15 protein-coding genes and 1 pseudogene are annotated in these 26,808 nt (G+C 59.9%); 7 read left to right on the top strand and 9 right to left on the bottom strand.

What is annotated here, in order from left to right; translation table 11 throughout:
* Window positions 1–4 precede the first annotated feature (4 nt).
* Window positions 5–6,025, bottom strand: coding sequence for a DUF4011 domain-containing protein (locus HKD27_RS14010; protein WP_194689864.1), 6,021 nt, complete (start codon window positions 6,023–6,025; stop codon window positions 5–7).
* Window positions 6,026–6,196: 171 nt separating this feature from the next.
* Window positions 6,197–6,808: an FMN-binding negative transcriptional regulator gene (locus HKD27_RS14015; protein WP_194689865.1), complete on the bottom strand. Its 612-nt coding sequence runs from the start codon at window positions 6,806–6,808 to the stop codon at window positions 6,197–6,199.
* 222 nt (window positions 6,809–7,030) lie between these two features.
* On the opposite strand from HKD27_RS14015, the gene HKD27_RS14020 reads away from it, so the two are divergent.
* From HKD27_RS14020 to HKD27_RS14040, 5 genes are all read left to right on the top strand, one after another.
* Window positions 7,031–7,591, top strand: coding sequence for a GntR family transcriptional regulator (locus HKD27_RS14020; RefSeq protein ID WP_197436621.1), 561 nt, complete (start codon window positions 7,031–7,033; stop codon window positions 7,589–7,591).
* Between the two features lie 12 nt (window positions 7,592–7,603).
* Window positions 7,604–8,512 (top strand): PLP-dependent aminotransferase family protein, encoded by a 909-nt coding sequence (locus tag HKD27_RS14025; protein WP_197436622.1) that lies wholly within the window; start codon window positions 7,604–7,606, stop codon window positions 8,510–8,512.
* Window positions 8,513–8,764: 252 nt separating this feature from the next.
* Entirely contained in the window at window positions 8,765–10,690 is a 1,926-nt protein-coding gene (locus HKD27_RS14030) for a S9 family peptidase (protein WP_194689866.1), read from the top strand.
* Between the two features lie 92 nt (window positions 10,691–10,782).
* A complete protein-coding gene (locus HKD27_RS14035) occupies window positions 10,783–13,092 on the top strand; it encodes a TonB-dependent receptor (RefSeq protein WP_194689867.1) in 2,310 nt (769 codons plus the stop codon).
* A 76-nt stretch (window positions 13,093–13,168) separates the two neighbouring features.
* Window positions 13,169–14,842, top strand: a complete 1,674-nt coding sequence (locus tag HKD27_RS14040) for an amidohydrolase (RefSeq protein WP_194689868.1) — start codon at window positions 13,169–13,171, stop codon at window positions 14,840–14,842.
* A gap of 174 nt (window positions 14,843–15,016) precedes the next feature.
* Here the strand turns inward: HKD27_RS14040 and HKD27_RS14045 are convergent, their stop codons facing one another.
* The 5 genes from HKD27_RS14045 to HKD27_RS14065 all read right to left on the bottom strand — a co-directional run bounded on the left by HKD27_RS14045 (window position 15,017) and on the right by HKD27_RS14065 (window position 22,915).
* Complete coding sequence (locus tag HKD27_RS14045) at window positions 15,017–16,600, bottom strand: efflux transporter outer membrane subunit (protein WP_194689882.1); 1,584 nt, start codon at window positions 16,598–16,600, stop codon at window positions 15,017–15,019.
* Entirely contained in the window at window positions 16,600–17,811 is a 1,212-nt protein-coding gene (locus HKD27_RS14050) for an efflux RND transporter periplasmic adaptor subunit (RefSeq protein ID WP_194263716.1), read from the bottom strand. Before HKD27_RS14050 ends, HKD27_RS14045 begins: the two co-directional genes overlap by 1 nt.
* Window positions 17,811–21,008: an efflux RND transporter permease subunit gene (locus tag HKD27_RS14055; RefSeq protein WP_194689869.1), complete on the bottom strand. Its 3,198-nt coding sequence runs from the start codon at window positions 21,006–21,008 to the stop codon at window positions 17,811–17,813. Before HKD27_RS14055 ends, HKD27_RS14050 begins: the two co-directional genes overlap by 1 nt.
* Before the next feature lie 276 nt (window positions 21,009–21,284).
* Entirely contained in the window at window positions 21,285–21,830 is a 546-nt protein-coding gene (locus HKD27_RS14060) for a hypothetical protein (protein WP_194689870.1), read from the bottom strand.
* A complete protein-coding gene (locus tag HKD27_RS14065; RefSeq protein ID WP_228518536.1) occupies window positions 21,827–22,915 on the bottom strand; it encodes a DUF3500 domain-containing protein in 1,089 nt (362 codons plus the stop codon). Before HKD27_RS14065 ends, HKD27_RS14060 begins: the two co-directional genes overlap by 4 nt.
* Before the next feature lie 340 nt (window positions 22,916–23,255).
* On the opposite strand from HKD27_RS14065, the gene HKD27_RS14070 reads away from it, so the two are divergent.
* Complete coding sequence (locus HKD27_RS14070; protein ID WP_194689871.1) at window positions 23,256–25,550, top strand: TonB-dependent siderophore receptor; 2,295 nt, start codon at window positions 23,256–23,258, stop codon at window positions 25,548–25,550.
* 354 nt (window positions 25,551–25,904) lie between these two features.
* On the opposite strand, the gene HKD27_RS14075 is transcribed toward HKD27_RS14070, so the two are convergent.
* A complete protein-coding gene (locus HKD27_RS14075) occupies window positions 25,905–26,144 on the bottom strand; it encodes a hypothetical protein (protein ID WP_194689872.1) in 240 nt (79 codons plus the stop codon).
* A 90-nt stretch (window positions 26,145–26,234) separates the two neighbouring features.
* Between HKD27_RS14075 and HKD27_RS14080 the strand changes: the two genes are divergently transcribed.
* Window positions 26,235–26,369 carry a type II toxin-antitoxin system prevent-host-death family antitoxin gene (locus tag HKD27_RS14080; protein WP_194689873.1) on the top strand — a complete coding sequence of 45 codons (135 nt, stop codon included), beginning with the start codon at window positions 26,235–26,237 and terminating at the stop codon, window positions 26,367–26,369.
* Between the two features lie 293 nt (window positions 26,370–26,662).
* Here the strand turns inward: HKD27_RS14080 and HKD27_RS16525 are convergent.
* Window positions 26,663–26,808, bottom strand: a pseudogene (locus tag HKD27_RS16525) (IS5/IS1182 family transposase); the annotation flags it as partial.

Below are 26,808 nucleotides of genomic sequence, written 5' to 3' on the forward strand. Positions count from 1 at the left end.
GTGGTCATGCGGAAGGTCTGTCGGGGCTTCCGCCGTTCACGAGACGTGCTTCCCTCAGGGCTTCGGCGAAGCGGGTGCGGGTTGTCTGGCCCATGCGGCTCATGCCGCAGGCATCACGCATGCGGGTGATCGCGTCTTCGTCGGGACAGTCGATGGCGATGGCGCGACAGGCGAGGTCCACGAGGGCCGGGAGAGGGACCAGGGCTGGATCAATGGTCCTCTCGGAAGTCAGTGCCGTGAGGGGAAGACGTGCGGCGACCGGAAGCCGCATTGACCACAGGAATGTGCCAACATTTTCTTCGGTGCGCCCCAGTGCGGTCGGGATGGCGCGCTGGATGCGTTCGCGGATTTCACGGCCTGCACGGGCAAAACCGTGCTCCCGTGAAATGGTCTGGATGAGAAGATCTTCACGCAGGACCCCCGCCCTATCGACCGCACGGGCGATCAGCTGCGTCAGGGTCGGGAGATAATCTTCCTGGGTGAAGCGTGATGGGTCGGCTGTCAGGGCCGGATCATGGTCTGTGGGAGCGGTGACTGCGTCTGGTGCTCTGGCATACAGGGGTTCGGCCGTTCTCACAGGGGCAGGCGAGAGTTCTGATGCCGCGGCCTCGGGGGAAGAGGGCTCCCCGGCGGGGGGACGGTCCTGCTGGTCTGTTTCCAGAGGGGTTTCGGGAGGCAGGGCGGCTTCGGCGACAGCCAGGTCGCGTTCAGCCTGTTCAGCGCGTTTTTGACGGGCGTCTTCGAGAAAGACGTTCAGCGCACGATCGATCCGCTCGACTTCGCGGGGGGCGTTGGTCCACCAGTCCGTGGACCAGATGCGCAGGATGTTCCAGCCGAGATTTTCGAGCACGGCCTGTCTCAGGCGGTCGCGATCGCGGGCTGTGGCACTGCGGTGATAGGTTGCACCGTCACATTCGACGCCGGCGAGGAAGGTACTGGTCAGATCGGGGTCGACGATACCGAGATCCACGCGGAAACCGGAGACGCCGACCTGGGTTGTCACGTCCCAGCCCTTTGCCCGAAGCATGGCTGCGACCTCGATTTCGAAGATGCTGTCGTAACCGCCGACGGATCCTTCATGGGCACCAGCCAGCGCCGTGGCGCCGCGTTCTGCGAACAGGAGGAAGCGGCGGAGGTCGCGGACACCAGTGGCGCGTGTCCGCTCGATCGCGATCTGGTCTCCACGGAGGGAGCCGAACACGATCAACTGCTCACGGGCGCGGGTGATGGCCACGTTGAGGCGACGTTCGCCGCCATCGCGGTTCAGAGGGCCGAAATTCATGGAAATCCTGCCCGTGATGTCTGGCCCGTAGGTGAGGGAGAACAGCATCACGTCGCGCTCTTCACCCTGTACGTTTTCCAGGTTCTTGACGAGAAGGGGTTCGGGGGCCTGTTCGCCGGTGAATCTTTCGAGGGACGGGTCTTTCCGGACTTCCGCGTCAAGAAGATCAATGATCAGTTTCTGCTGTTCACCGTTGAAAGTGACCACGCCGACCGAGCGGTCACGTCCGTCGCGCATGATCCGCAGGGCCTCGGCGACCACCATGCGGGCTTCCATGGGGTTGGTGTGTGATCCATTCCGGCCGGGTTCGTAAATGCCTTTCGGCACGAAGCGGAACGAAACGGCCTGATCGGATGTGACGGGAGAGGGGAAGGTGACGAGATCGCCGCCGTAATAGGCCTGATTGGAGAAGGCAATCAGGCTTTCATGACGGCTGCGGTAATGCCATTCCAGACTGATGGCCGGAACGCCAGCCCCGAGACATTCGTCGAGGATCGAATCAAGATCCGTCATGTCGTCGGATGGGGCAGCGTCGTCGGACGCCTTGCCGGAGGCGAAGAAATCCGTGGGTGGCAGCTGTTTCGGGTCACCGACGACGATAACCTGTCTGCCCCGGCCGATCGCACCGATCGCGTCCCATGTCGCGATCTGGGAAGCCTCGTCAAAAATGACGAGGTCGAAAGGAGCGGCATCGGCTGGCAGGTATTGCGCAACCGACAGTGGGCTCATCATGAGGCATGGCGTCAGTGTCCGCAATGCGCCGGGCATCTTTTCGGCCAGCTGGCGCACGGGCAGGTGTCGGGATTTTTTGGCGATTTCGCGGGTCAGGACCTTGTATTCAGGATCATGCTGACGGGCGGCTTCTCCGGGGATGCGTCCTGCGAGGCGGGCACGGATCAGGCGTGTGGCGAGGGTTTTGAGTTTTTCGTCGAGTTCCCGGAACCGGATAATGCGTCCTTCGTGGGTTGCAGCCACGAAACCGCTCAGCAAGGTAGAATCGCTGACGGCGTGCATGGTCCACCAGCGTGCGTAATTTGCTTCGAAAACGGGCAGCACGTCGTCGCGCGCGACCATGCCGTGTTCGATCGCATTGACCAAGGGGGTCAGACCGAGTTGTGCGGCGTGATGGCAGGCACGTCGCCAGGAGCACCAGTCCCGCAGTTCGCGCGTGGCGTCCTTCCAGCCGTGCAGTCTTTCATCTGTCTGTTCCGGCCAGTTCGGGGCCCTGGGATCAGCCAGCGTGCCGATGTCGCTGGCGCTACATGTGCCCAGCGTTGCCATGGCGGCTTCGAGCGCTGCGAATGTGGTTCTGTAGCGGGTTACGGCAGCATGAACGGTTCCGCCGGGCGCCAGAAGATCCTGGCCTTCCGCCAGCAATGTCCTGAGATGGGCCCTCGCCGAGAGAAGCTCGGCCGTATCAGCCGTACAGCCGGCAAGGCGGCTTCTGGCCTGCTGTCCCCATTCGAAGGCCGCGTTGATCTGATCGAAATCGGTTTCCAGACCATACCACATCGGGCCAATGCTGGCCTTGTGGGGCGCATTTTCCAGCTTCCCGACGATGGCCTCACGCTCGGCCAGCGCGGCGAGATCGTTTTCGCAGTCTTCGGGCAGGGTGATGGCATGGGGGGCGAGCCGTTTGCGGATCGCCTTGTGGCCCATGGAGCGCGTGAGCAGCCATTTTTCCTTCGTCGTGCGCCATTCAGACAGGATGTCGGGAAGCGGGAGCGTCCGGATGCTGTCCTTCCACCGGGCGGACAGATCCTCGCTCAGCGCGCGGTGGCGGGCAATCGGACTCTGTTCTTCCAGCACGGCGTCCCGAATGTCCTGTGCGGTTTCGCCGAAGGCCCAGGCTGTGGCATGGGGCTGTAACAGATGGGCGCAGAGGGCGTCGATCTGCGTGAGCCGCAGGAACGACTGGTCGTCCGGTCTGAGGGCGAGAGCTTTCATGACCTCCTGAGTGGCATCCCGCAGGGCCGCAAGGGCGGCGCGTGTCGCATTGACCGCGTCGAGCAGTCTGGCTTCCCAGAGGGGGGACCAGTCCGTCTGTTCGAGGCCTGCCAGACGGGGAGAGACCACCACGTCACCGATCCGGGCGTAAAGTGTGGCGAGGTCTTCAGCAGCCTGGACGAGGCTGTCGTAATCGGTTTTCGAATGGGTGTCCGCATTGGCCCATTCGAGGGGGATGCGGACGATGGAAGCCTCCTGGGCACGGAGGGTAACACCGATCCCGCGATAGGGTGTCCAGCCGTTGCGTCGCACCGTATGAAGGTCACGGACATAGGCGTTGAGTTCGGTGCGAAGGCTGTCGAGGATCTGTTTCGTGCGGGTATATTCGTCGGGCTGAAAGTCTTCGAGAGCAGCCTGGGCGGTCTGGAACTGTTGCAGGACCGCCATCTTGCTGGCCTTGGGTGAAAACAGGTCCAGACAGAATTCCGCGATGCCCAGTTTTGCCAGACGGGCCCGGACGACTTCGAGAGCTGTCCGTTTTTCGGCTACGAACAGGACGGTGCGGCCCTGTGCCAGGGTGTTGGCGATGATGTTGCCGATGGTCTGGCTCTTGCCGGTACCGGGAGGGCCGATCAGGACGAAGTTCTCACCTGCGGCTGCGCGGGCCACCGCCTTGAGCTGCGAGGAGTCTGCCTCCATCGGGCATACGAGATCGGCTTTTGCCAGGGCATCGTCGAGGTCCTTGGACGCGTCGAAACCCGGGGACCGGGACACACCGTTCTCTTCAGCGTCCCTGACGCCATTCAGGAGGCGGCTTGCGACATCATTGGTGGCAAGCTGGTTCCGTCGTTCGAGCAGGTCTTTCCACATCAGGAACTTCGCGAAGCTGAGTGTGGTCAGACTGACATGTTCGCGGATTTCCCAGCCCGGGATGTGACGGAGATGCAGACGGAACGCTTCGATGATTTTCGGGACGTCCAGCCCGGAATCGTCTTCCGGGAGGGCGTCTCCTTCGAGCAAGGGGATGCGGATATCGTATTCCGCACGCAGCATTTCGAGCAGCGTCGTGTTGATCCGGGTTTCATCGCCGTGCGCGCGAAGGGTAAACGGCGATCTGATGCTGGCTCGCTGAAGGATGACGGGAACGAGGATCAGGGGCGCGAGATAGGGTCTGGCCTTGTTTTCGGGCGTCCATGCCACGGCGCCGATGGTCAGGAAGAGGACGTTCGTGCCGCCTTCCTGCTCGGCGCTTCGGGCGTGACGGTAAATTTCGGTCAGTGCGGTCTGGAGTTTGTCTTCCTTGCGCTGGACGACGATTTCGCGGCGTGCGAGGGCTTCCCGCGCATAGGCGCGGGAAGCGTCTTCATGGTGGCGGCCCTGATGGAGCGCCCTGTTGCGGGGATCGTCGTCGTCCATGAGACCGGGTGCGGAGACGAAACGGAGCGGCCTGGCGGTGCCGCCAGCCCGCATCTCGGCAACCATGTCTTCAAGGGCCGCCGGGTCCGGGCAGTCGAGTTCGATCAGCTGGCGGTCCGATCTGGGCAGATTCAGCAGGCGGTTGCGTGCCGACATGTCGAGCAGGCGGTTGCACCAGCGCTGTACGCGGTCGGCCGGGCGATCCGGGAGGCGTTCTTCTTCCCGATCTTCCCGCAGGACGGGAGGAGCCTCGAACAACGGCAGTTCGGAGGTCTCCGGCGTAGCGGTCTCTTCACTGCTGTCCGAAGGCGTTGGGGGCGTGGAAAGGGGGAAGATGCGGCGCAGGCGCGCCCGGTGGATATCGATGACTTCACGGAATTCTTCCTCGTCATCGTCGCTGATATCCCGAAGTCTGGCCTCTCCGTGTTCGCAGGCGGCAGTGAAGCCGGGCTTGCGGGCCGCGGTTGCCAGCGTTGTCTCGAAGACACGCAGGTCATCGAGTTTCAGGCGATTGCGGATGCCCGGCAGATCCTGGACGACCGATGATCCTGCATCCTGCTGGGAAAGCCACAGGCCGGCGAATGCGTGTCCTCGTGTCAGGACGATCAATGGTCTCAGACCGATGGCTTCAAGACAGGCGGCAAACAGGACGGTGGTGTCGAGACAGGTGGCCAGACGTTCATCGAGAACCTGCGTTGGGAGGCGGATGCGCTGACCGTGTTCGATGAACGACGCGGGCGGGTTGATATAGGTGATGTCAAGGCTGCAGATCGCACACCAGATGGCCTGTGCCTGCGCCCAAACCCGTGTCTTGTCTCCCTGGTAGCCTTCAAGGGAGGGGGACTGCCCGGCCTGGCGCATGATGTCGGAGGCATTGCGCAGGATGCGGGCGATGGCCGGGTCATTCGGCAGGACGAAGGCGGCAAGAATATCGGGAATGCCGGACAGGCCACCCCATTCGTTGCGGGCGAGTATCCGGATATCGCGGGTCGTTCTCGCCAGTTCCTGCTCCCCGGCGCGGGCGACCAGGGTGACGACGGCTTTCGAGGCTTCGGTCTGGGCAGAGAGCAGGGGGCCGTCGAGCGTGAGATCGCGATCGCTCAGGACACGCAACTCCCCGGCGCCGACCTGCTGCAACATCCAGGACCGGGGCATGAGAAATGGGGGTTCGCTGCTGATGGCAATTTCAACGACCGGATAATCGTGATCGGTCTGGTTGTCGAAAGCGAGTTCCTCAAGGATGGGAACGCTGTTTTCCCACAGGCTTGCGTTGACGGCTTCCTGCATGGCGACCTGCAGGAGCGGCATTTTCACAGGCGGCGCGGTGTCAGCGTCGTCAACGATAGGGTCCTGTGCTGCGTCCACCGAAAATTCCTCCATGCCCGGTATGTTCACGAGCTTGATGACATTGCTGTCAATCGGGTCATGAAGAAACCATCCATGTTTCGTTACAAAGAATCCTCATGGATTGGGAGTGAAAATTCAAGGGCCTTGGTGTGTTCCGTGCCGGTAGGGCGGGAAAACAGGCAGATATTCATTGCCGTGAGGCGATCAGGCAGGTCTGTCCTGATCCTGGCGCGGTTCACTGCCGCCTGTCCGCATCCTTTTCATCCATTCCACGAGGACCCTGTCCTCATGCTTCTGAACGATCTGCGCGAAGACGGGGTCCTGTTCGTCCTGTCCAAGTTTGAAGGTGGGGTGAAGGGTCAGGTTTTCGATGGAGAAGCCGATGATGTGTTCTTTCATGCATTCGGTCCGGCTACCGGCTTCTTTCATGCTCCAGGGCGCGGGCTGGTTGCGCTCCATTTCCGCGATGAGGATTTCCAGGCTTTGCTGTGTCAGTTCAGGAGAGAAGGTGATCCGGCCTGAAACGAAGAGACGGGCGTAGTTCCAGGTCGGAATCCAGGAACGATCCGTCAGGAGGTTGGGAGTGATGTAACTGTCGGGTCCGCAGAACAGGACACCGACGTCCTGTGGTTCCTGAAGTGCCCGGGGAGAGATGTTGCGTTTTGCCATGTGGCCAATGAGCGAAACCATCCGTTCCGGACATCCTTCCGTCTGCGCAACCAGCGGCACGTGGATCGGCTGGCCCGGATGAACGGAAACTCCTGTGATCGCGGCCAGTGGATAGTCATGCACAAGCTGTAGAGCGGGATTGATCATCAATACTAGCCGTCTGATTCATTGTAATTGTCTGGCTTGTGCCACGGGCTCAGGTCATGAAAACCATGAGGTGACAGGCGCGATATCAGGTTTGTCGCTTCGACAATGTCATGCAAGAGCCAGTTTTCATATTAATACGGGACCATTCAATCCCTCTTGGGAAGAAAACTGGCCGATGATAGGACTGTTCCGGATGTTGTTCCATCAGGGAGGAGACCGGATATGCTTCGTCCATGGCGGATGCATCTGGATGTTCGGCTCGATCATGAGTCACCGCTGCCGATCTATATCCAGATCGCCAACGCGATCGTGCATGATATTGAGCGCGGGCGGCTGGTTTCCGGAGAGTTTCTTCCGAGTACGCGTGCAATGGCACAACTGCTTTCGGTCAATCGCAAGACGATCGTACTTGCCTATGACGAACTGATCGCCCAGGGCTGGATCGAGAGTGCCGGGACGAGCGGCACGAAAGTCTCTGATGCTCTGGGGCTGCGTCCGCCGGTTCCGGACGTCGGCTCCGGTGAGGGGCCGGTTCCGGATGCCAATACGCCGCTCTATGACTTCAAGGCTCCTCCCGGGCGGCCACTGGCCGTTCCGAAGGAAAGGAATGCGTACAAGATTGATGAGGGGTCTCCGGACGGACGGCTGTTTCCGCCGGATGTTCTGGCGCGTGCTTACCGCACCGCGATGACACGCCTGTCGCGGAGTAATACCCTGTCTTATGGAGATCCGCGTGGTTCACTGGAACTGCGGGAAGTCATCGCGGCAATGCTCAAGACGTAGCGGGGGCTTTCGATCGGTGTTGAGAATGTCTGTCTGACCCGCGGCAGCCAGCATGGGATCTTTCTGGCAGCGCTGACCATTCTGCGGCCAGGCGATACGGTTGTGGTCGAGGATCTGACCTATGAGCCGGCCGTCATGGTTTTCCGCGCCATTGGCGCGCGGGTGGTCAGTATCGGGCTGGATGAGGATGGCGCGGATGTGGACGCACTGGCCCGGCTCTGTGAACGCGAACGCGTGTCTCTCGTTTTCCTGACGCCTCATCATCAGTTTCCGACGACGGTGTCTTTGCGTCCGGAACGCAGGCTGCGCCTGATTGAGCTGGCTCGGCATCACCGGTTTGCCATCCTTGAAGATGATTACGACCACGAATTCCATTTCCATTCCCAGCCGCTGCTTCCGATGGCGAGTTACGCGCCGGAAAATGTCGTTTATGTGGGATCGCTCTCGAAGCTCGCTCTTCCTGTTCTCCGGCTGGGTTATGTTGTGGCGCCTGCGCCGATGATCGAGGCGCTGGCTCATCATGTCTCGTTGCTGGACGGGATGGGGAATGTCATTACCGAGACAGCGGTTTCCACACTGATCCAGGAGGGCGAGCTGCGTCGCCACGCGCGCAAGGCCGGCCGGATCTATGCCCGTCGGCGGGATACCTTTGCTGTGATGCTGCATGAGATATTCGGTCATCATGTCACGTTTGCAAAGCCTCAGGGGGGACTGGCGTTCTGGATACGGTTTGTGGATCCGGCCTGTCTCAAGCGGATGGAAGAGAACGCGGCATCCATGAACCTGCGCTTCGCGCCTTCGGAGTCTTATGCTGCTGCGGGGAAGGCCGTAACGGGGCTGCGTGTGGGTTTTGCGAGCATGACGGAGGCCGAGGCGCGGCAGGCTCTTCTCCGGATGGGCAAAGCCAGCGGTATTTCCTGAAAAATAATACCGGCTGGTCCCGTGCAGAACATCACGATGTCGCAATGGACCCTTTGAAAAGTAAAAACTGGATGTTCTGGTAAACCAATGACCGGGGTCATTCTGACAGGGTCGGTGCATTAACCCGGGAGCTGGTTTGCCTTGCTTATGACGACTGCCAACGGCCTGTCGAACAGGACATCCGTCTCTGCACGGAGAAATCTGCAGCGCGTTCTGAGCCGAGCCGGTGTCTGCGGATTGCTGGTGACTGCCATGACGCTTCCTTCCGCCTTTGGCAAGGCCGGAACGGGCGGGGAGGTGACGTCCGGAGGGATTACACCCCAAGAAATCACGCCCCGGGACATCGCGTCGCTGCGTAGTGTAACGGATGCCGAGATTTCGCCGGATGGCAGCATGGTTGTTTACATGCGTGTCGATCCCGCAAGGAAAGAGGGGCCAACCCCTCCGGTTCTGTGGGAGGTGGCGACCGACGGGCATCGTCCTGCCATGAAGCTGCCCGGAAGCCTGGCTGGCGATCATGAAGCCCGCTGGTCTCCGGACGGGAAGAGCCTGGCCCTGTTGCGAAAGGCAAAGGCATCCGGAGAAGCGGAGCTGGTTCTCGCAAGGCCCTGGAATGCGACTGCAATCCCTGTGGGAGGCATGAAGGGCAGTCCGGTTACATATCGCTGGGCGCCTGACGGGCGGTTCATTGCGGTTATTACCAGGGAAAAGCCTGTTCCGCAGGAGAATGGAAGTCAGGTGGAAGGTGCCAGTGGTGCGTCCCATCTGTTCATCGTGGATCTGGCGCATATGACGGCGCGGGAAGTTCCGGTGTCTGCGCCATTCATCTTCGATGTGGACTGGGCGCCTGATGACCGGCGTCTGGTTCTTCGGACGGGACAGGAAGGTGGGCTCGATTATTTCTGGTACCGTTCCGTCGTCTCGGTCATGGCCGTGGATGGCGAGCATCTTCAGACATTGCCGGGGCGGGCCACGGCTGTGCATCCGTCCTTTTCTCCGGATGGCCAGCAACTCCTGTATGGTTATTTCGCGGATAACGGGATCGGCGGCCATGTCGCGCGTTATGATCTCGCGAGTGGTGTACGGCATCCTGTAGGAGCCGACTGGGGCGGCGCCATCCTGCGGGCAGTCTGGGATCAGGATGGCAGGGGACTGACGGTGCTGGGGTTCCGGGGGCTGGACACGTCTCTGGCGCATGTCGCGACGGCAGATGACCGCGTTGAGCCGTTTGCGACCCTGCAGGGTGAAATCTTCAGCTTTTCACAGGACCGGGCCGGCAATATTGCGGTCGTGGCGTCAACCCGGCAGAAGCCGGGGGAGGTCTGGCTCTATCATGGGGCTGACGGGCATGTTCTGACGGATACCAATCCGGAGGTGGCTCACTGGGATCTGGGTGAAGAGCGGGTGGTTCGCTGGAAAGGACGGGACGGCTTGGATCTTCAGGGGATCCTTGTCCTGCCGCCTCATGTGTCGCCTCGCAAGCCTCTTCCGTTGTTCGTTCAGGTTCACGGCGGCCCGCTGGAAGCCTGGTATGATGGCTGGCTGGGATCGTGGCATAACTGGGCCCGGATGCTGGCGTCTCATGGCATTGCGGTCTTCATGCCGAACCCCCGTGGGTCCGAAGGCGGGGATACAGCCTTTACCGTGGCGAACCGCGGAGACTGGGGTGGGCAGGATTATCAGGACATCCTTGCAGGCGTAGACATGCTTGAGCATGAGGGGGTCGCCGATCCCGGGCATCTGGCTCTGGGAGGATGGAGCTATGGCGGCTTCATGGGAATGTGGGCGGCCGGTCATAATGATCGTTTCAGGGCTATTATTGCAGGTGCCGGAATTTCGGATCTTGAAACGATGGCCGTGGCAACGGATGTCGGTTTCAGTTTCATTTCTCCTTATTTTGGTGATCCGCTGACGCACCGGGTGGATTATGCGGCTCATTCGCCCCTGTCCTTTGCCAGTGCGGTCAATGTTCCCGTTCTTCTGCTGCACGGCAATGCAGATGCCCGTGTTCCTCCTGTCCAGAGCCGCCTGTTCTATGCCGCACTGCATGAACAGGGGAAGCCGGTGCGCCTTGTTCACTATCCTGCTGCGCCTCACTGGTTCGGGGGCAGTGTCGGGATGGATACCGAGATTGATGTCCAGCAACAGGTTCTTTCCTGGCTGCAGCGTTATCTCTGATTGTTCGTTGCTCGAAATAAAAATCGTCAAACATCTTCAACTCAGGTTCAGGGTTCCCAGAAATGCGTGTACATGAGCTTAGAAATGTTCGGGTGACCAGTCTCTGTTCCGGGCGCATGAGCGCCCTGCGTCTGGCTCTTATGACGGCGGTGTTCGCGCCTCCGGTCTCTGTGCTGGCGCAGGATCTTCCGCCCGTAGCGCATGGTTCGAAAACGCCGTCCAAAGCGTCCGGCCATCCAGCAACGGTTCTGGTGCCTCACCGGCCTGCAACCGATCCCGCGGATGTACAGGGAGGTCTTGAAACGATTACGGTATCGGCGGAACGCCGGCGTCAGTCCACCCATGACGTTGCGAACTCCGTGACGGTTCTTTCGGGGCAGTTCCTGCAGAAGATCGGTGCGCAGTCTTACGCGGATTATATTTCACAGGTTCCGGGCGCGACTTTCAACCAGTCCCTTCCCGGTCTTTCGACCATTACCTTCCGCGGTATTGCAACGACGGCCGGTCTGGATCAGGGGCAGGGGACAACCGGCTATTTCCTGAATGATATTCCTCTTGCCGAGCCGGGTTTTGCGATTGCTGTGCCCGATATCGATACGTTCGACGTTGCCCGTGTCGAGGCGCTTCGGGGACCACAGAGTACGCTGTTCGGTTCGGCGACCCTGGGTGGGGCCATCGATTATATTCCCAATCAGGCTGATTCCAGCAAGATCGATGCGGCGGCGCAATCATCGATCGTCGGGATGCCGGGGCATGAAGTGGGCTATGCTGAAAAAGGCATGTTCAATATTCCCATCATCAAGGGGAAACTGGCCGTGCGTGGTGTGCTGGATTACCGGCAGGACCCGGGATACATTACCAATCGGGGTATCGGCACGAATACGAACACCAGCTATACGCGCAATGCCCGTGTCAGCGTGGTGTGGACACCTACGGATGTGGACAAGCTGGCCTATACATATCTGGCCCAGAGTTCCGATATTTCGGATGATCCGTATTCACTGATAGCCATGCCTGACTATCAGAAGTCTCGTCAGATCGAGGAGCCACTGCGGACCCAGGTCCAGATGCACGAGTTGAGATACGATCATGATTTCTCTTTTGCCACGTTGAGCGCGATGGGCGCCTTCCTGCGCAAAGGCAAGAATGCGACGACGGATTATACACCCTATTACGGAACCTCCATGGGGGGAGGCAACACGACGCTCAATGAAACGGGCGATAGTAAATCCATGTATTACGAAGTACGGCTTGCATCGCGGGGACACAGTCGTTTCAGCTGGTTGCTGGGCGCGGCCTATTACGAGACATGGAAGCGGATTGAAGACAATGTTTCGACTGCGGGAGTCAGTTCCTATCTCAGTGGTCTGTACGGATCATCGGTTGCTTCTTCCCTGACGCAGGGATCTGATAGCTGGTATTGGGGAACGGCCAATTATGATGGAACCGAAAAATCGATTTTCGGGGAGTTTTCCTACACACTGCTGAAAGGTCTGACGCTGACGGGCGGGGCACGCGTGTTCAATGCGGCTGAAACGGCTTCGACCGAAACACCAGGCTATATTGCCTATGCCGATTACGGCACATCGCTTCATCGTGCCGCGTCCTCGACGTCCCAGACCAGTGCATTGCCAAAAGTCGCACTCCGATATGAGCCCAACAAGGCCATGATGTTCTATTTCCTGTTCTCGGAAGGATACCGGTTCGGAACCCCCAACTCCGTTATTTACAATGCGGCCTATCCGACGCCGATGGGAACAAAATCCGACAGTCTCATGAACTATGAAGTCGGGGCACGTCTGAATCTGTTTCATCATCACCTGCTGCTGGAGCCCACCCTCTATTGGATCGACTGGAGCAACATGCAGGCCCGGCTTCTGCGTGGGGATGGTCTGACTTATGGTGCGAATGTGGGATCGGCCGTCAGCAGGGGGGCGGAACTCAGTGCTACATGGATTACCCCGATCGACGGTCTGACCCTGAAGGTCAACGGTACTTATGACGATGCCCACACAAACCAGTCGATTACGACATCCAGTGGTGTCATTGCAGGAGGTTCGCAACTGGCGTCCAGCCCGAAATGGCAGTTCAGCGAGATCATGAGTTATACTGTGCCGAATGTTGCAATGGAGCCTACATTTGCGGTCATTCATCACTACCGTGGCTCTGCGCCCGGGTTGCTGGGGAACAGTCTGATGACCGGAAATTACAATACGGTTGATCTGCGCGTTTCCGGAACTTTCCACACCCAGCAGGGGCAGTTCGGTGTCAGTCTGTACGTCAATAACGTGGGGAATTCCCATGGGATTACCATGGGGTACGATAACGGGAGCGCTCTTGTGAACCAGTATTACCTGCTTCCGCCACGTTTGGTCGGTTTTACTCTGAACTGGCATCTCTAAGATCTGAAACACTCACAAAACCTGAAATATCAGACTTCGAGGGCACGGTGCGGCCCTCCCGGGAGGAAAAGGGCGCATGCTCAAGAGACGTGACTTTCTGAGTGCCGGTGTTGGCTGTGCGCTTCCGGTGCTGGGTTTCCCTGCGATCGCGGCATCTTCGCGCGAAGGTGTCGAGACGGCCTATATCAACGCAATGCTCTGGGATGGCTATTCTGCTGCCCCCTCGATGAGTGCGATTGGTGTCACGGGAGAGCATGTTTCGTGTGTGGGCGCGGAGGCAGTCAAAGCCCGGATTTCGAAGCGCACACGGGTGGTGGATCTGCAGGGTGCGTTTGTCATGCCCGGTCTGATGGATTGCCATACGCATTTTTCCCTGGCGTCACTGGCGTTGACGGAGGTTGATCTGCGGGGGGCGAAAACTCCGCAGATGATGGTCGATCAGATCGCCGCCAGGGCGCGGACTGTTGCGAAAGGGCACTGGGTTCTGGGAACCGGGTGGGATGCGGACCAGTGGGGTGGGGCGCTTCCGGACAGGAGCTGGCTCGACAAGGTGACGGGCGATGTTCCGGTTTCAGTGTCCCGCTATGATTTGCACATGCTGTTGCTGAATTCCGCTGCCCTGCGGCTTGCGGGGATCAACCGGGATACGCCGGATATTGCCGGGGGTGTCATTGTTCGCGACAGGAATGGTGAACCGACCGGGCTGTTGAAAGACACGGCCAAGACACTGGTTGAAGCCGTGATCCCGGCCTATTCGCCTCTCGAAATTGACGATGCCATGCGACGGGGTATCGCGCTGGGGCTGAGCAAGGGCGTCACCAGGGTCCATTGTCCCGAAATTGACTGGCGGACCCATGAGAGCCTGATGCGTCTGCGGGCGCAGGGTGAGACCAATCTGCGCTTCTATTCCATGGTGCCCCTGCCGGACTGGGAACGCCTGTTGCGTCAGGTGCAGGAACAGGGCTGGGGGGACGACTGGGTCAGATGGGGTGGTCTGAAGGCGCTGGCCGACGGGTCTTTGGGATCACGGAGTGCTCTGTTCCAGCAGCCTTACAATGATGACCGTTCCACGCGCGGTGTGCGCGTCCATCCGGTCAGGGATCTGCTGGAATGGACCTTGATTGCTGATCGGCACAATTTTCAGGTGGCGATTCATGCGATTGGTGATCAGGCCACGCATGACGTACTCGATATTTTCCAGACCGTCAGTGACCGGAATGGTCCACGGGACCGGCGCTTTCGCATGGAGCATGCCCAGAGCCTTCAGCTTGCGGATATCGGGCGCTTCAAAAAGGAAAATGTCATCGCCTCGATCCAGCCCTATCATGCGATTGATGACGGTCGCTGGGCTGTTCGGCGTGTTGGTCCCGAGCGTCTGAAGGGAACTTTCGCCTATCGTTCGATTGTTGATCAGGGCGCGCGGTTCTGTTGCGGGTCTGACTGGCCTGTGGCGCCTCTTGATCCTTTCACAGGGATTCAGGCTGCTGTCCTGCGTCAGACGCTGGACGGAAAAAATCCCGGTGGGTGGATGCCAGAGCAGAAGCTGACTTTGCTTCAGGCGCTGAGCGGATATACGATCGGAGCCGCTTATGCGGGTTTTTCCGAGAACAGGATGGGGCGGATCCTGCCAGGATTTCTGGCTGATTTTGTTGTTCTGGACAAAAATATTTTTACCATTCCATTCGAGCAGATTAACAGCATGTCCACACTGTCCACGATTGTGGGCGGGAAAGCGCGTTATACGGCGTAATACCCCGCTCTGCTCTTGCCCGGGAGCTGAGCTTATGAGGTCCACGACTACGTCACGGCTTCGCCGTGACGTAGTCGTGGATGATGAACTTTCCGGTGTAATGCTCAGTAAACGTATTTTCCTGGGGCATCACAAGGGTAGCTCTCCTCGAACCGGTCGAACATTTATGAAAAGCTATTTGTGGGTCGGAATACGGGATGCCGCATCCGGTGCAGTCAGGTCTTCGAACTGTTCCGGATGCTGGGACGCATTGACGTCTCCAACCGGTTTCGGGTGGTGCAGGTTGTCGTATTGCAGCGGAGCGATCGAGAGGGTCTGGTCCATGGTCGGCAGATCCTTCACGGTCCAGCCACCCCCGAGGCTGCGGATCAGATCCACATCCGCATGATACAGCCGGGTCGCAACCTCAACCTGATGGATGCGGCTTTCCAGCGTGTTTTCCTGGCTGACGATGGCTTCAAGATAGGTGCCAACACCGCCCTGATAGAGCGTCATGGTCATGTTCTGCGTCGCGAGATTGGCCTTCACCGCCTGTTCCAGCGCCGCGTTTTCCTTCGTCAGACGCTCGGTGAGGGACAGACCGTCCTCCACTTCGCGGAACGCTGACAGGACCTTCATCCGATACGTATCACGGGTCTCGCGATAGGCCGACCATGTTCTCTGAAGCTCCGCCCGGCGCAGCCCGCCATCGAACAGCGGCATGTGCAGGCTCGCCCCATAGGTCCACAGCGAGTTGGCAAGATTGGCCAGATCAAAGCCGTTGGCCTCAAACCCGCCATTCAGATTCAACGCGATATGCGGATAGAACGCCGCACGCGCAATGCCGATCTCCCGGTTGGCCTGCGCCATTTCACGCTCGGACGCCGCAATGTCCGGGCGGCGCTGAAGCAGGGTCGAAGGAACATCCGTCGGGATCGTCGGCTGGATGAAATGGAACTCCGGGCTGGCCGGAATATGGAAGCTCGACGGCGACGTATTGGTCAGCACCGCGATCGCATGTTCCATGACCTGCCGCGCTGCCTGAATGTCCAGCCGGGCCGCCTGCGTGGTGTAGAGCTGAGCCTGTGCCCGCGCCAGATCGAGGCGCGGGGCCGCCTGGTTCTGGACCTGGTTTTCCGTAATGCGAACGGCCCGCTCATAGTATCCGATGGACTGCTCATAAATCGCATCCTGCGCGTCATATCCGCGTAACTGGATGTAGTCGCGTGCCAGTTCGGCCTGCGTGCTCAGGCGCGCCATGGCGAAATCGGCGGCCCGCTGCTGGGCGAACTGCTTCTGTGCCCGCACGCGGTTGCGGATGGACGACCAGAAATCAGGCTCCCACGACACCAGCCCCCCATAATCCTCACTGGTCTGCGTCAGGGTGGCGCCATTGCGGAACAGCCGGTCGGCGGACTGCTTGTTGTCCGAAGCCCCCGCATCCAGACTGGCATGGGGCAGCAGTTCGGACCGTGCCGCCACAACCAGCGAGCGTGCCTGAATGAAGCGCTCGGCCGCCGCCTGGATATCGCCGTTATCGGCCGTGGCCCGCGCTTCAAGATCGTTCAGCAGCGGGTCCTGAAACATGGTCCACCAGTTGGCGGGCAGCACCATATCCGCGGGGGTTGCCACGGCAAAGGGCGCCTGCCCCTGCCAGCTTGAGGGAACGACAAAGTTCGGGGTTCTGTAAGTCGGGGCCAGATCGCAGGCCGACAGGCTGATCAGCGCGAGGGCTGATCCACCGGTGAGTGCGAGGCGTCGGAAGGTGGCTAGGATCATCATTCGTCCCCGTCATTGTCGGAGGAGTCATTGTCAGTCTCGAAGCCGCTTTCATTATAGCCCCGCGCCGGGGTCACGACATGCACCACATCGCCTTCCAGCAGATCGGCAGGCGGATTGTTGATGATGCGATCCGTCGGCTTGAGGCCGCTCAGGATCTCCGTGGAGCTGTCCGCCATGCGCCCCACCTGAACATTGACGTAATGGACGTGGCTGGTGGCATCCACGACCGCGACCTGCATGCCCTTTTCCTCAAAAACGAGACTGCCGCTCGGGATTTCATACAGATTGGCATCCGTGTTCTTCGCCGTCAGGGCAACCGAGGCGAACGTGCCGGGCCAGAGCAGATTGCCCGGATTGTCGAGCACGAATTCCGCAATGGCCGTACGCGTGTTGGGGTCATAGCCCTTGGACGTCGTCAGGTACTTCGCCGTAAAGGTCTTGCCCGCATATTGCGGCACCGTAACCTGCGCGGTCATGCCGTCCTGCAGGACGTAGGAAAAGACTTCCGGCACGGAAACGAAGAGACGCAGCTTGTCCGTATCGGCCACGGTAAAGAGCTCGGAGGCACTCCCCGTCGCATTCAGACCGCCGCCGCCATTATTGACGTAGTCGCCAACATTGACCGAACGGGCCGTGACGATCCCGTCAAATGGGGCCACGAGCTGCTTGAAGCGTTCGAGCGCCTCGAAATGATCCACATTGCGCTGTGCGGCCTGCACTTCGGCATTGGCGGACTGTTCGTTCGCATTGGCGACCGAAACCGACTGGCCGGAAACCGACTGGGACTTGCCCATCGCACGCCAGCGGCTCGCCGTGACGGACGCCAGATTGTATTTCGCCATGACGGACGCAAGACTGGCCTTGGCCTGCGCATATTCGGCATCAAGCGCCGGCGCGTTGATTTCCGCCAGAACGTCGCCCTGTTTCACATGCGCGCCATAGTCCTTGTACCACATTTTCACATAACCAGAGACCTGCGGATAGATCGGCGCCTGATACCAGGCATCAATATTGCCAGGCAGCGTCAGGGACACTTTCGGGCTGGTCCGGTGCGGCGAGACGACCGACACATCAGGAATGGCGCCGGCATTGGTTTCGGCACGCAAAGTGCTGACGGCATGGACGCGGTCGACGACGAGAAATGCGACGTAGAGGCCCACGGCGCAGGCTCCCGCGCCAAGAATGAACTTACGGGAAAGGGAGGCCATCAGACTGTCTCCTTGTGGCGCGCGGGACGGTTATGGAGGATTGCGTAGACGCAGGGGACGAACAGCAGGGTCGAGATGGTGGCGACGATCAGCCCACCAATCACGGCCTTGCCGAGCGGAGCATTGGTGGAGTTGGAAATCGCCATCGGCACCATGCCGACCACCATGGCCAGAGCAGTCATGATGACGGGACGGATACGCCCGTAACCGGCTTCCACGGCGGCGCGCAGGGCATCGCCATGCTCCTCGATCCGCTCGCGGGCGAAGGACACGACAAGGATCGAGTTCGCGGTCGCGGTGCCCATGCACATGATAGCCCCCGTCAGCGCAGGGACGGAGAGGCGCGTATGGGTGAGGAACAGCGCCCAGGCGATCCCGGCCAGCGCGCCGGGCAGGGCCGTGATGATGATGAACGGATCCAGCCAGGACTGGAAGTTCACCACGATCAGCAGATAGATCAGCACCACCGAGACGGCGAGGCCAAGCACGAGCTGGTTGTAAGCCCCGTGCATGGTCGTGGCCTGACCGCGGACATCCACCTGTGCAGACACCGGAACAGTCTTTGCCGTGTCGTTCAGGACCTTGTGCACTCCATCAAGAACGGAGCCCAGATCAGTGCCTTCCGCCGAGACATAGATGTCGATGTCCGGCATGGAGTTGTAGTGCGAGACCTCACCTGGCGTCCCCGTCGCCTTGATCGCACTGATGGCGCCAAGGAGCTGGGTCTGGGTTCCGCTCGGGTCGCCGTCGCCCTTGTCCACGGGGATCGTCATCAGATCCGTCAGGTGGGTCAACTGGTCCTGCGAGACATAGACATTGAGCGGGAAGGTCACGTTGTCGTTCGGATCCAGCCAGTATTGCGGATCAACCGTGGAGCTTCCCGACAGCGCCATCAGTTCGTTGTTCGCAAGATCCGCCTCGGTCAGGCCGGTCGCCTGGCTGAAAGTCCGGTTGCCCTGAACCATAAGGGTCGGCGTCTTCATGGTCTGCTGGATCACGACATCCGCCGCCCCCGGAATATGCCGCAGCGGCCCGAGGATGGAGCGTGCATAGGCGTAGTTCTGGCGGATATCCGGACCCGAAACCTGAATGTCGATCGGAGACGGTGCCCCGAAATTCAGGATCTTGGCCGTCAGATCAGCCGGCTGGAACGTAAAGACCGTGCCAGGGAACTGTGCCGAGAGATCCTTGCGCAGCAGGCGGCGATAATCCCAGACCGGCGAGGCCTCGTTCTTGAGCGTAATCGTCAGGTCGCAGTCCTGCGTTCCAATGCTGGGCGTCGGAATGAAAGCCTGGTTGTGCGGACCTTCCGGCAGGCCGCAATTGCTGATGATGTCCTCGACCTTGCCGGGCAGGATCTTGTGGATACGGTCATCCACGAGTGCCGCAATCCGCCCCGCAACCTCAATCCGCATGCCCAGAGGCGCACGCATGTGCATCTGCAGAAGGCCGGATTTCGTCTCGGGGAAGAAGTCCCGCCCCGCCGTGGCATAAAGCCCAAGCGAAAGCACTGAAACGCCGAGGAACACGCCCACGAAGGCGATACGACGCTCGACGCAACGGGTCAGGACGCGGTTATAGCCCTCGCGAAAGCGGGTGAAACCCCGCTCGAAACCCTGCTGAAAGCGGCCAAGGAACCCCTTGCGCGGCCCACCGGCAACCGTCTGGTCCATGTGAAGGGCCTCATGCTCCTGACCATGCAGACCGCTGTGAACATGATCCGTCAGCAGATATTTCGCCATCGTCGGAACCAGCGTCCGCGACAGGATGAAGGAGGCGATCATGGCGAACATGATGGCCATGGCCATCGGCCGGAACAGGAAGCCCGCTACGCCGTCCAGCTCGAACAGCGGCAGCCATACGATGCAGATGCAGGTCGTGGAAACGAAGGTCGCCACCACGATCTGGTTGGCTGCATCGATAATGGCGTCCTCAAGGCCCTTGCCCATTTCAAGATGGGTGTCGATGTTCTCGATCATGACGGTCGCGTCATCCACGAGAATACCAACCGCAAGCGCCAGACCGCCAAGCGTCATGACATTGATGGACTGCCCGGCCCAGCCCAGCCCGATGATGGAGCACAGGATGGCCAGCGGGATCGACGTCGCAATAATGATCGTCGAGCGCCACGACCCCAGGAACAGCAGCACCACGAGCCCCGTCAGGAACGCGGCCGTGACCATTTCACGCACCACGTCCTTGATGGAATCCTTCACGAAGGTCGACGCATCCGTCAGGACCGAGACATGCACGTCTGGCGGCAGGATGCGGCGCAGGCGCGGCAGAAGGTTCTTCACGCCGTTGACGACATCCAGCGTCGAGGCCCCGCCGCCCTTCATGACGACGATTTCCACACCCTGACGCCCCTTGACGAGAACCACGTTCGTCTGCGGATGGCCGCCGCGATACACGTCCGCCACGTCATGGATGTAGATGACCGCATTGCCCACCCGCTTCACCGGAATGTCGCCGATGGCTTTCATGCTGGTGGGGGTGGCGTTGGTCTGCACCATCCAGTCGGTCGCATCGATCTTCTGGTCACCGGCCGGCAGAACGATGTTCTGGTCCCGCATGGCGGCCTGAACATCCATGGCGGACAGATGATGCGCCCGGAGCTGCGCCTGGTTGAGCGCAATCATCACGAAGCTGTCCATCCCGCCATAGGGATGGGCGACCACAGACCCGGGAACCGTGACCAGAAGCGGCCGCACGGAAATAACGCCCAGCTTGAACAGGTCCGACGGCGTCTGCTTGTCGGATGTGATCTGAAGCGAAATGACAGGTACGGACGACGCCTCAAGCCGCATGACCATGGGCGCGGGAATATGCGTCGGCAACTGCTGGATCACGGTCTGCGAAATGGCGACGACATCCGCCTCCGCCGGGCCGATATCGGTCCCCGGCTGGAAGTAGATGTTGACGATCCCACGTCCGTAATAGGAGTTGGATTCCATGTGCTCGATGCCTTCGACGGTCGAGGTCACATTGAGTTCGTAATTGTAGATGATACGCCCGGCGAACTGCTCGGGCAGCATCCCGCCATAGGTCCAGACGACCGAGACGACGGGGATGTTGATGTTTGGAAAGACGTCCGTTGGTGTCTTGAAAATGGACATGACGCCAAGCATCACGATCATGATCGACAGGACGACAAAGGTGAGCGGTCGCCTCAGCGCGGTGATGACAATGGCATTCATTCAGCTCGGTTCCCGACAGGGTTACAGCAAGGAAGGGAAACCGGGACGATAGGGGGCCTGAAATACTACGTCTTTTAAATCGTGATTTATGGAATTTTTTTTACTATTCCATCAAAGTAAAAATTATTTTTTACTTTTGGTATGAGCTTTATGTAAAATTTCTGATGGATCTGTTTAAATAAAAAACCATTAATTTCATAAAATAGCACAGGCGGCGCGCCATCCTGACCGCGCGCCAGCCCCGCTGAAACCTTACCCCGCAGGACCGTCCGCCGATCAGGCCGGATCGGCCATGAGATCCAGCTGATAATCCGACTGGTCCTGAGATCTCGTCTGCTGCAACACATGCAGCCCCGGATCCTGCGGGACCAGACAGTTCACGAGCCACACCGTCTCGGGGCCGGCCCCGGTATTGCGATACGCCAGATGATTGGCCCCGGTCTTCAGCACGGCACGCACCCGGAAGCGGAAATCCAGAACCCCTGTCCCCCCGCGCATGGCCTCCAGTGACGGAAAGGTCGCCTCCTCCGGCACCAGTGCCAGAGGCTCCCCGTTCAGGGAGACGGACAGGCCGTGCGCAACCCGCGCAACATAGGCCTGCTGTTCCGCGGGAGACAGCCGACCGTCATGATCGGTATCGATCTGCCCGATCACAGCCCCGGCCACGTCCACACCCGGCACAAGCCGCAGATGCAGGGCGATGTGATCACGCGCCGGAGCGATCGTCGTGGCCTGAAGATACTCGTCCAGCCGATGCGCCGATGCCGTCACGGGCAGCAGCAGGGCCACACCCGCCACCACCATGCTCCGTATCCTGCTCATGGCGCTGTAAACCGGCTACCGTAACTGTTGGTCGGGTCCCGGTAAACCGTATGGACATGCAGCGTCGGATCGCCGCCGACGCCCTGCGGGGAAAACTCGATCAGCAGATGCGGACCCTGGATACGATAATAGGACGAGCCGTTGCGGTCAGGCTCATGAGTGGTCGGACCGCTCCAGGCAAACCATGTCTCGTCCAGCCCCTCGCGGATTTCTTTCAGGCGCGGCGCGGCATAGGTGTCGTTGATGATCCCGGCCCATTCGCCAATGATGTCCATCAGCATCTCTTTCTGCGCCGCATTCAGCGCAGACCCCTTGATGCCTTCGGGCACAATGGTTTCGCCATCATGCCCGGGCCCTGCCACGAGATCATCCACGGCATAGGGCAGGATCGCCTGCTTGCGCTGCTGCGCATCCAGCGCATCCAGCAGCGCAAAGGCCCTGTCGTTCTCCCCGGCCAGAACACGCACCGTCCTGCCGCCCCGCTTGTAGATCGCAGGCTGGGCCCCGGTCAGGGTCGGGGTCATCACGCCATGCGGACCATCGATCACAAGGTTCAGTCCCAGATGATGCCCGCCAAACTGCACCATCCAGGGCGCCGTTTCCGAAGGCTCCCCGACAATGCCAATGGTGTAGACGGCCCTGCCGGACGCAAAATCGGTCCCGGCATCCGCCAGTGCCTGATCCCCGTCCATGATGTCCTGAACCTTCTGATAGCCCCGTGCGCTCAGAAGCGTCTGCAGAAGGTGAAATGCCGCTGCCCGCTGGGTCGGCGTCAGCTGCCCCATCTGAAGTCCGGGCCGCAGCACGTCACTGACCGGAAAATTGGACCACACGGCCGTGCCGTAACGCTCCCCGACAAATCCCCCCGGTGGTCCCATGCCCGGGCCGCGCGCGGCCGGAGCCGCCGTCTGATCGCCCGTCACGGGCACAACGGGCTGCCCCGGAGCACTCCTGCGGAAGCGGACAAGCGTGCCGGATTTTTGTGCAACAAATGGAAACTGCACCTTCGTCCGCCCCTGTGAATCGAAGCTGGCGAGAAATGCACGGGCCGCAATGACGGCATCATGGGTCTGGTTCGCAGGCATGGTCTCTCCTGACGGCGAGGCTGCCCGGGCTTGGGAAAATCCGGCTCCCACAACTGGAGAAACCGCCAGAAACAGTCCGCCCAACACCCAGAATCTGTTCTTCACGCTGCCCTGACCCCGCTGGTTTTTCCTGCCGCCCGCATCCTGTTCCATCAGGCGGACGCGCAAGACTGCATGCCCCCGATGAAGCGATCAAGACCCGCCCGTCCGGGCCGCAGACCGTCCAGCCACGCGCCAGCAAAAGTAAGAAAATTTACAAACATCACATCTCCGTTATATGAAACTAATTCTCATTTGCGAATTTCATTTGCAGAAATCACGGCGGAGCGGTCAGGTGGACATGCACGGGAAAACCAGCAGCACGATACAGAACCTGTACCGCTACGGCGTTCTCCTGTGGACGGTCAGCGCCGGATTTCCGGTCACAATGGCCAACGCCGCCGATATCCCGGACAGGGAGGACAAAAAAGCCACCTCTCCCTACGCCACGGGCAACGCCCAGAAGAAAGGCCCGGCAAAACCTCCGCAGGCCCAGCAGTCCTCCGCAACAAACGAGATGCCCTCCAGCGTGGAAAGTCTGGTTGTCTGGGGGGAGGGACGGAAAAACGCGACCACCGACGGGACGGGGAGCTACGTCGTCAAGGCGGTGTCCATGGGCAAGATGCTCCTGCGACTGAACGAAATCCCGCAATCCGTCTCCGTGCTCAGCAGCCAGCAGATGCACGACCAGAACCTCAACAGCGTCGACGATGCGCTCAAACAGGTGTCCGGCGTGAACGTCAATCTCTACGGGGACGGCACCGCCGGCATGACAGCCCGCGGCTATGCGCTCACGCCCCAGTTCGACGGCGTGCCCTCAACGGGCGGCCTGCAGATGGCGCAGCAGTTCGATCTCGCCATTTACGACCGGCTCGAAGTGCTCCGTGGCCCCAACGGCACGTTTCAGGGCTCCGCTCCCCCGGGCGGGAGCGTGAACTTCGTCCGCAAACGCCCCCTGGACCAGTTCAGGGCTCAGGGATCGTTCAGCGGCGGCTCCTGGGGCAATTACCATGCCGATGCCGATCTCACCGGGCCCTTAAGCCCGTCCAAACGGGTGACAGGCCGTTTCGTGATCGCCGGAACCGACCGCGGCTACTTCTATCAGCACGCGCATGACCGCCGCTGGACGGCCTATGCCGATGTCGATGTGCACATCACCGACCATACGACCCTGTCCATGAGCGCAACCGGACAGAAAAATGACACCACCCGCTTCATGGGCCTCCCCCGCGCGGCCGACGGCAGCGACCTGCACTTGAGCCGCAACAGCTTCGTCGGCGCCGACTGGGGCCATACGACGTCCCCCATGTATGAACTCGGCGGCGAACTGGAGCACCGTTTCGGTGGCGGATGGCGCGCGCGTCTGACCGGCCGGCACCGCGTGACCGATACAAGCCTGCACTACACCTACCTCAACAGTGCCGCCACAGCTCAGAAAACCGCCAATTTCGTCGTCGCGAACTCCCTGATCCATGACCAGTACGATGGCGTGGACCTGTATGTCACAGGCCCCATCCATGCCTTCAACCGCAAGCATGACCTGGTGATCGGCGGGAATTATGATTCCGACGTGATGACAGACGGCGGCGCCACGCAGAGTTCGCGCGTCAATACGGGCCTCGCAGGCCTCGACATCTTCTCGCCCGTCATTTCAAGCACAATCCAGCCCGACATCACCACGATGTACCGCGAACCTACCCGTCAGGAAGGCGTCTACGGGTCCCTGCGGATCGAACTGCTCAGATCACTGCATCTGCTCATGGGCGGCCGGATCAGCTTTTACGAATACAAATACAGAAACATCTCCACCAATAGCCCCTATGTCACCAGCCTGAAGAACAACGCCGTCCCGACACCATATCTGGGATTGGTCTGGAACGTGACATCCGGGATCTCCGCCTATGTCAGCTTCACCGACACCTTTACCCCCCAGTCCGGCTACACCCCGACCGGCCGCCTGAAACCGGATCTCGGCCAGCAGATCGAGGGAGGGCTGAAAGGCGACTTCTTCCATCATAACCTGAACGTCACGCTGGCCGGCTACCGCGTGATCGAACGCAACAAGGCCATGATCGATGGCGATCTCGCCCCCACCTGCGGCCGCAGCGGAACCGGCGACTGCTACCGTGCAGCCGGCAAGGTGCGCAGCCAGGGCGCGGAAGCGGAGATGATCGGCCGTATCCTGCCGGGCTGGGATATCAACGCCAGCTATACCTATAATGACAATGTCATCCTGAAAGACAGCACGGCTTCCCTAGAAGGCCAGCCCTATGCCTCCAACTCCCCCCGACATCTCTTCAAACTCTGGAGCCACTACCGCTTCGCAGCCCCCGAGCAGACCAGAAACGTCTGGAGCGTGGGCGGCGGCCTGACCGCACAGAGCAGTACCTTCGGCACGACACGCACCGTCAGACAGGGCACCTACGTGGTCGCCAATGCCCAGATCGGCTACCAGTTCAATCCCAGACTGGATGTCGCCGTCAATATCAACAACATTTCCAACACACGATACTATCAGCGCCTCGGAAATATCTATTACTACAATTATTATGGAGAACCCCGGAATTTCATGGCCACACTGCGCAGCACGTTCTGAAATCTTTGGTGAGTATCGCTCAGGGAACTGACCGCGCAGAGCCCGCTACCGCTTCGGCCATGAAAACGGACACTGAAGGGGACGACGATGTTTACGTGACGCCAGCTCTTCGACGAAGTGTATCGTGTCCTGAAAGACTTTTTTTTCATTGCCTCTCACAGAGCCTGAAGTGGTTTTTTTTCTACTCAAATCGATGGGGAAGGAGCCTGACAGTCCCGCTCGTCGTTGCTGGGTGCAACTGTGATGGCTCCGCTTTTGAGGACCAGGCCGTATTCGGCTGCAACGCGATATAACAGGGCGGTGATCTTGAGGGAGCGGAGAGGAATGTGGCGCCTGTCTCGGCATTGACAAACATCATGCTGGAGACGTTTCCTTGTATGCCGAGGCAATGTCGTAACGCCACACCCGGTTTGACCCGACATCGCGACGCAATACGCCATGTTTGACCAGCAGGTTGAGATTACGCTGGATTGAACCATGACTGGGTGTATGACCGCCCAGCATCCTATTCAGAATTTTCCAGATTTCGTCAGCCGTTGTGCCTTTTCCGGCTTCAAGAATACCATGTAGCAGTACCCGCCGCAGGTCAGTCATCTTCAGGCAGCTTTCCCTGGATTGCTCTTCCAACTGCCGAACCCGCGTGTGGCTGGCCCCATGCCGGAGATGCCTTTCATCTGACGGTCTGTGCGGATCAGGGCGCGACATTATGTACTCTGGGCCGTCGCTTTGCCGAAGCCGGCCATCATTACGCGGCACGGTAAACCAACGGCTGTTATCCTGAATTATGCGGAGTGGGAGAGACTTTCCCGCGTGCCCTAATTTGGCCGTTTGCTGATGAGTGCTCCCTTAGGTCACGTTGACAAAAGACCTGATCCAGAGCCTTGCCGCGGCGAGGTTGAGGAAACTCATGAAGGACAAGGCGGTCTTGTCATAGCGGGTTGCAATGCGGCGCATCTGCTTAGGTCGCGTTGACAAAAAATGGGGGGGAGGCGAAGAACCGTCAATTGAAGTTCTTGTGTGCTGATTTTGGGCTCAACGAGCAGGAATTGATGATCCTGGATGGTCACTTTCACTCTGCGACTGGGGTAGAACGAGGGATGAGTTCTGGATTGCTATGCGGTCGTACTGATCCACTCCAGGAACAGAAAGCGGCGCATGTTGTAGACGATATTTGCCAGCCCGATCCTCATGGTGGCATGGGTGATACCCACTGTCCGGACAAACAGTCCCGTCTGTGCTTTCTGATCGGCAAAGACAT

Origin of the sequence: Gluconobacter sp. R75690, assembly GCF_015244525.1 — a bacterium.
Classification (GTDB): domain Bacteria; phylum Pseudomonadota; class Alphaproteobacteria; order Acetobacterales; family Acetobacteraceae; genus Gluconobacter; species Gluconobacter potus.

Bases quoted from the DNA above. Each gene is read 5' to 3' on its own strand.
- HKD27_RS14010 (WP_194689864.1), bottom strand. From the start codon at position 6,025: ATGGAGGAATTTTCGGTGGACGCAGCACAGGACCCTATCGTTGACGAC.
- HKD27_RS14015 (WP_194689865.1), bottom strand. From the start codon at position 6,808: ATGATCAATCCCGCTCTACAGCTTGTGCATGACTATCCACTGGCCGCG.
- HKD27_RS14020 (WP_197436621.1), top strand. From the start codon at position 7,031: ATGCTTCGTCCATGGCGGATGCATCTGGATGTTCGGCTCGATCATGAG.
- HKD27_RS14030 (WP_194689866.1), top strand. From the start codon at position 8,765: ATGACGCTTCCTTCCGCCTTTGGCAAGGCCGGAACGGGCGGGGAGGTG.
- HKD27_RS14040 (WP_194689868.1), top strand. From the start codon at position 13,169: ATGCTCAAGAGACGTGACTTTCTGAGTGCCGGTGTTGGCTGTGCGCTT.
- HKD27_RS14045 (WP_194689882.1), bottom strand. From the start codon at position 16,600: ATGATCCTAGCCACCTTCCGACGCCTCGCACTCACCGGTGGATCAGCC.
- HKD27_RS14050 (WP_194263716.1), bottom strand. From the start codon at position 17,811: ATGGCCTCCCTTTCCCGTAAGTTCATTCTTGGCGCGGGAGCCTGCGCC.
- HKD27_RS14055 (WP_194689869.1), bottom strand. From the start codon at position 21,008: ATGAATGCCATTGTCATCACCGCGCTGAGGCGACCGCTCACCTTTGTC.
- HKD27_RS14060 (WP_194689870.1), bottom strand. From the start codon at position 21,830: ATGAGCAGGATACGGAGCATGGTGGTGGCGGGTGTGGCCCTGCTGCTG.
- HKD27_RS14065 (WP_228518536.1), bottom strand. From the start codon at position 22,915: ATGCCTGCGAACCAGACCCATGATGCCGTCATTGCGGCCCGTGCATTT.
- HKD27_RS14070 (WP_194689871.1), top strand. From the start codon at position 23,256: ATGCACGGGAAAACCAGCAGCACGATACAGAACCTGTACCGCTACGGC.
- HKD27_RS14075 (WP_194689872.1), bottom strand. From the start codon at position 26,144: ATGACTGACCTGCGGCGGGTACTGCTACATGGTATTCTTGAAGCCGGA.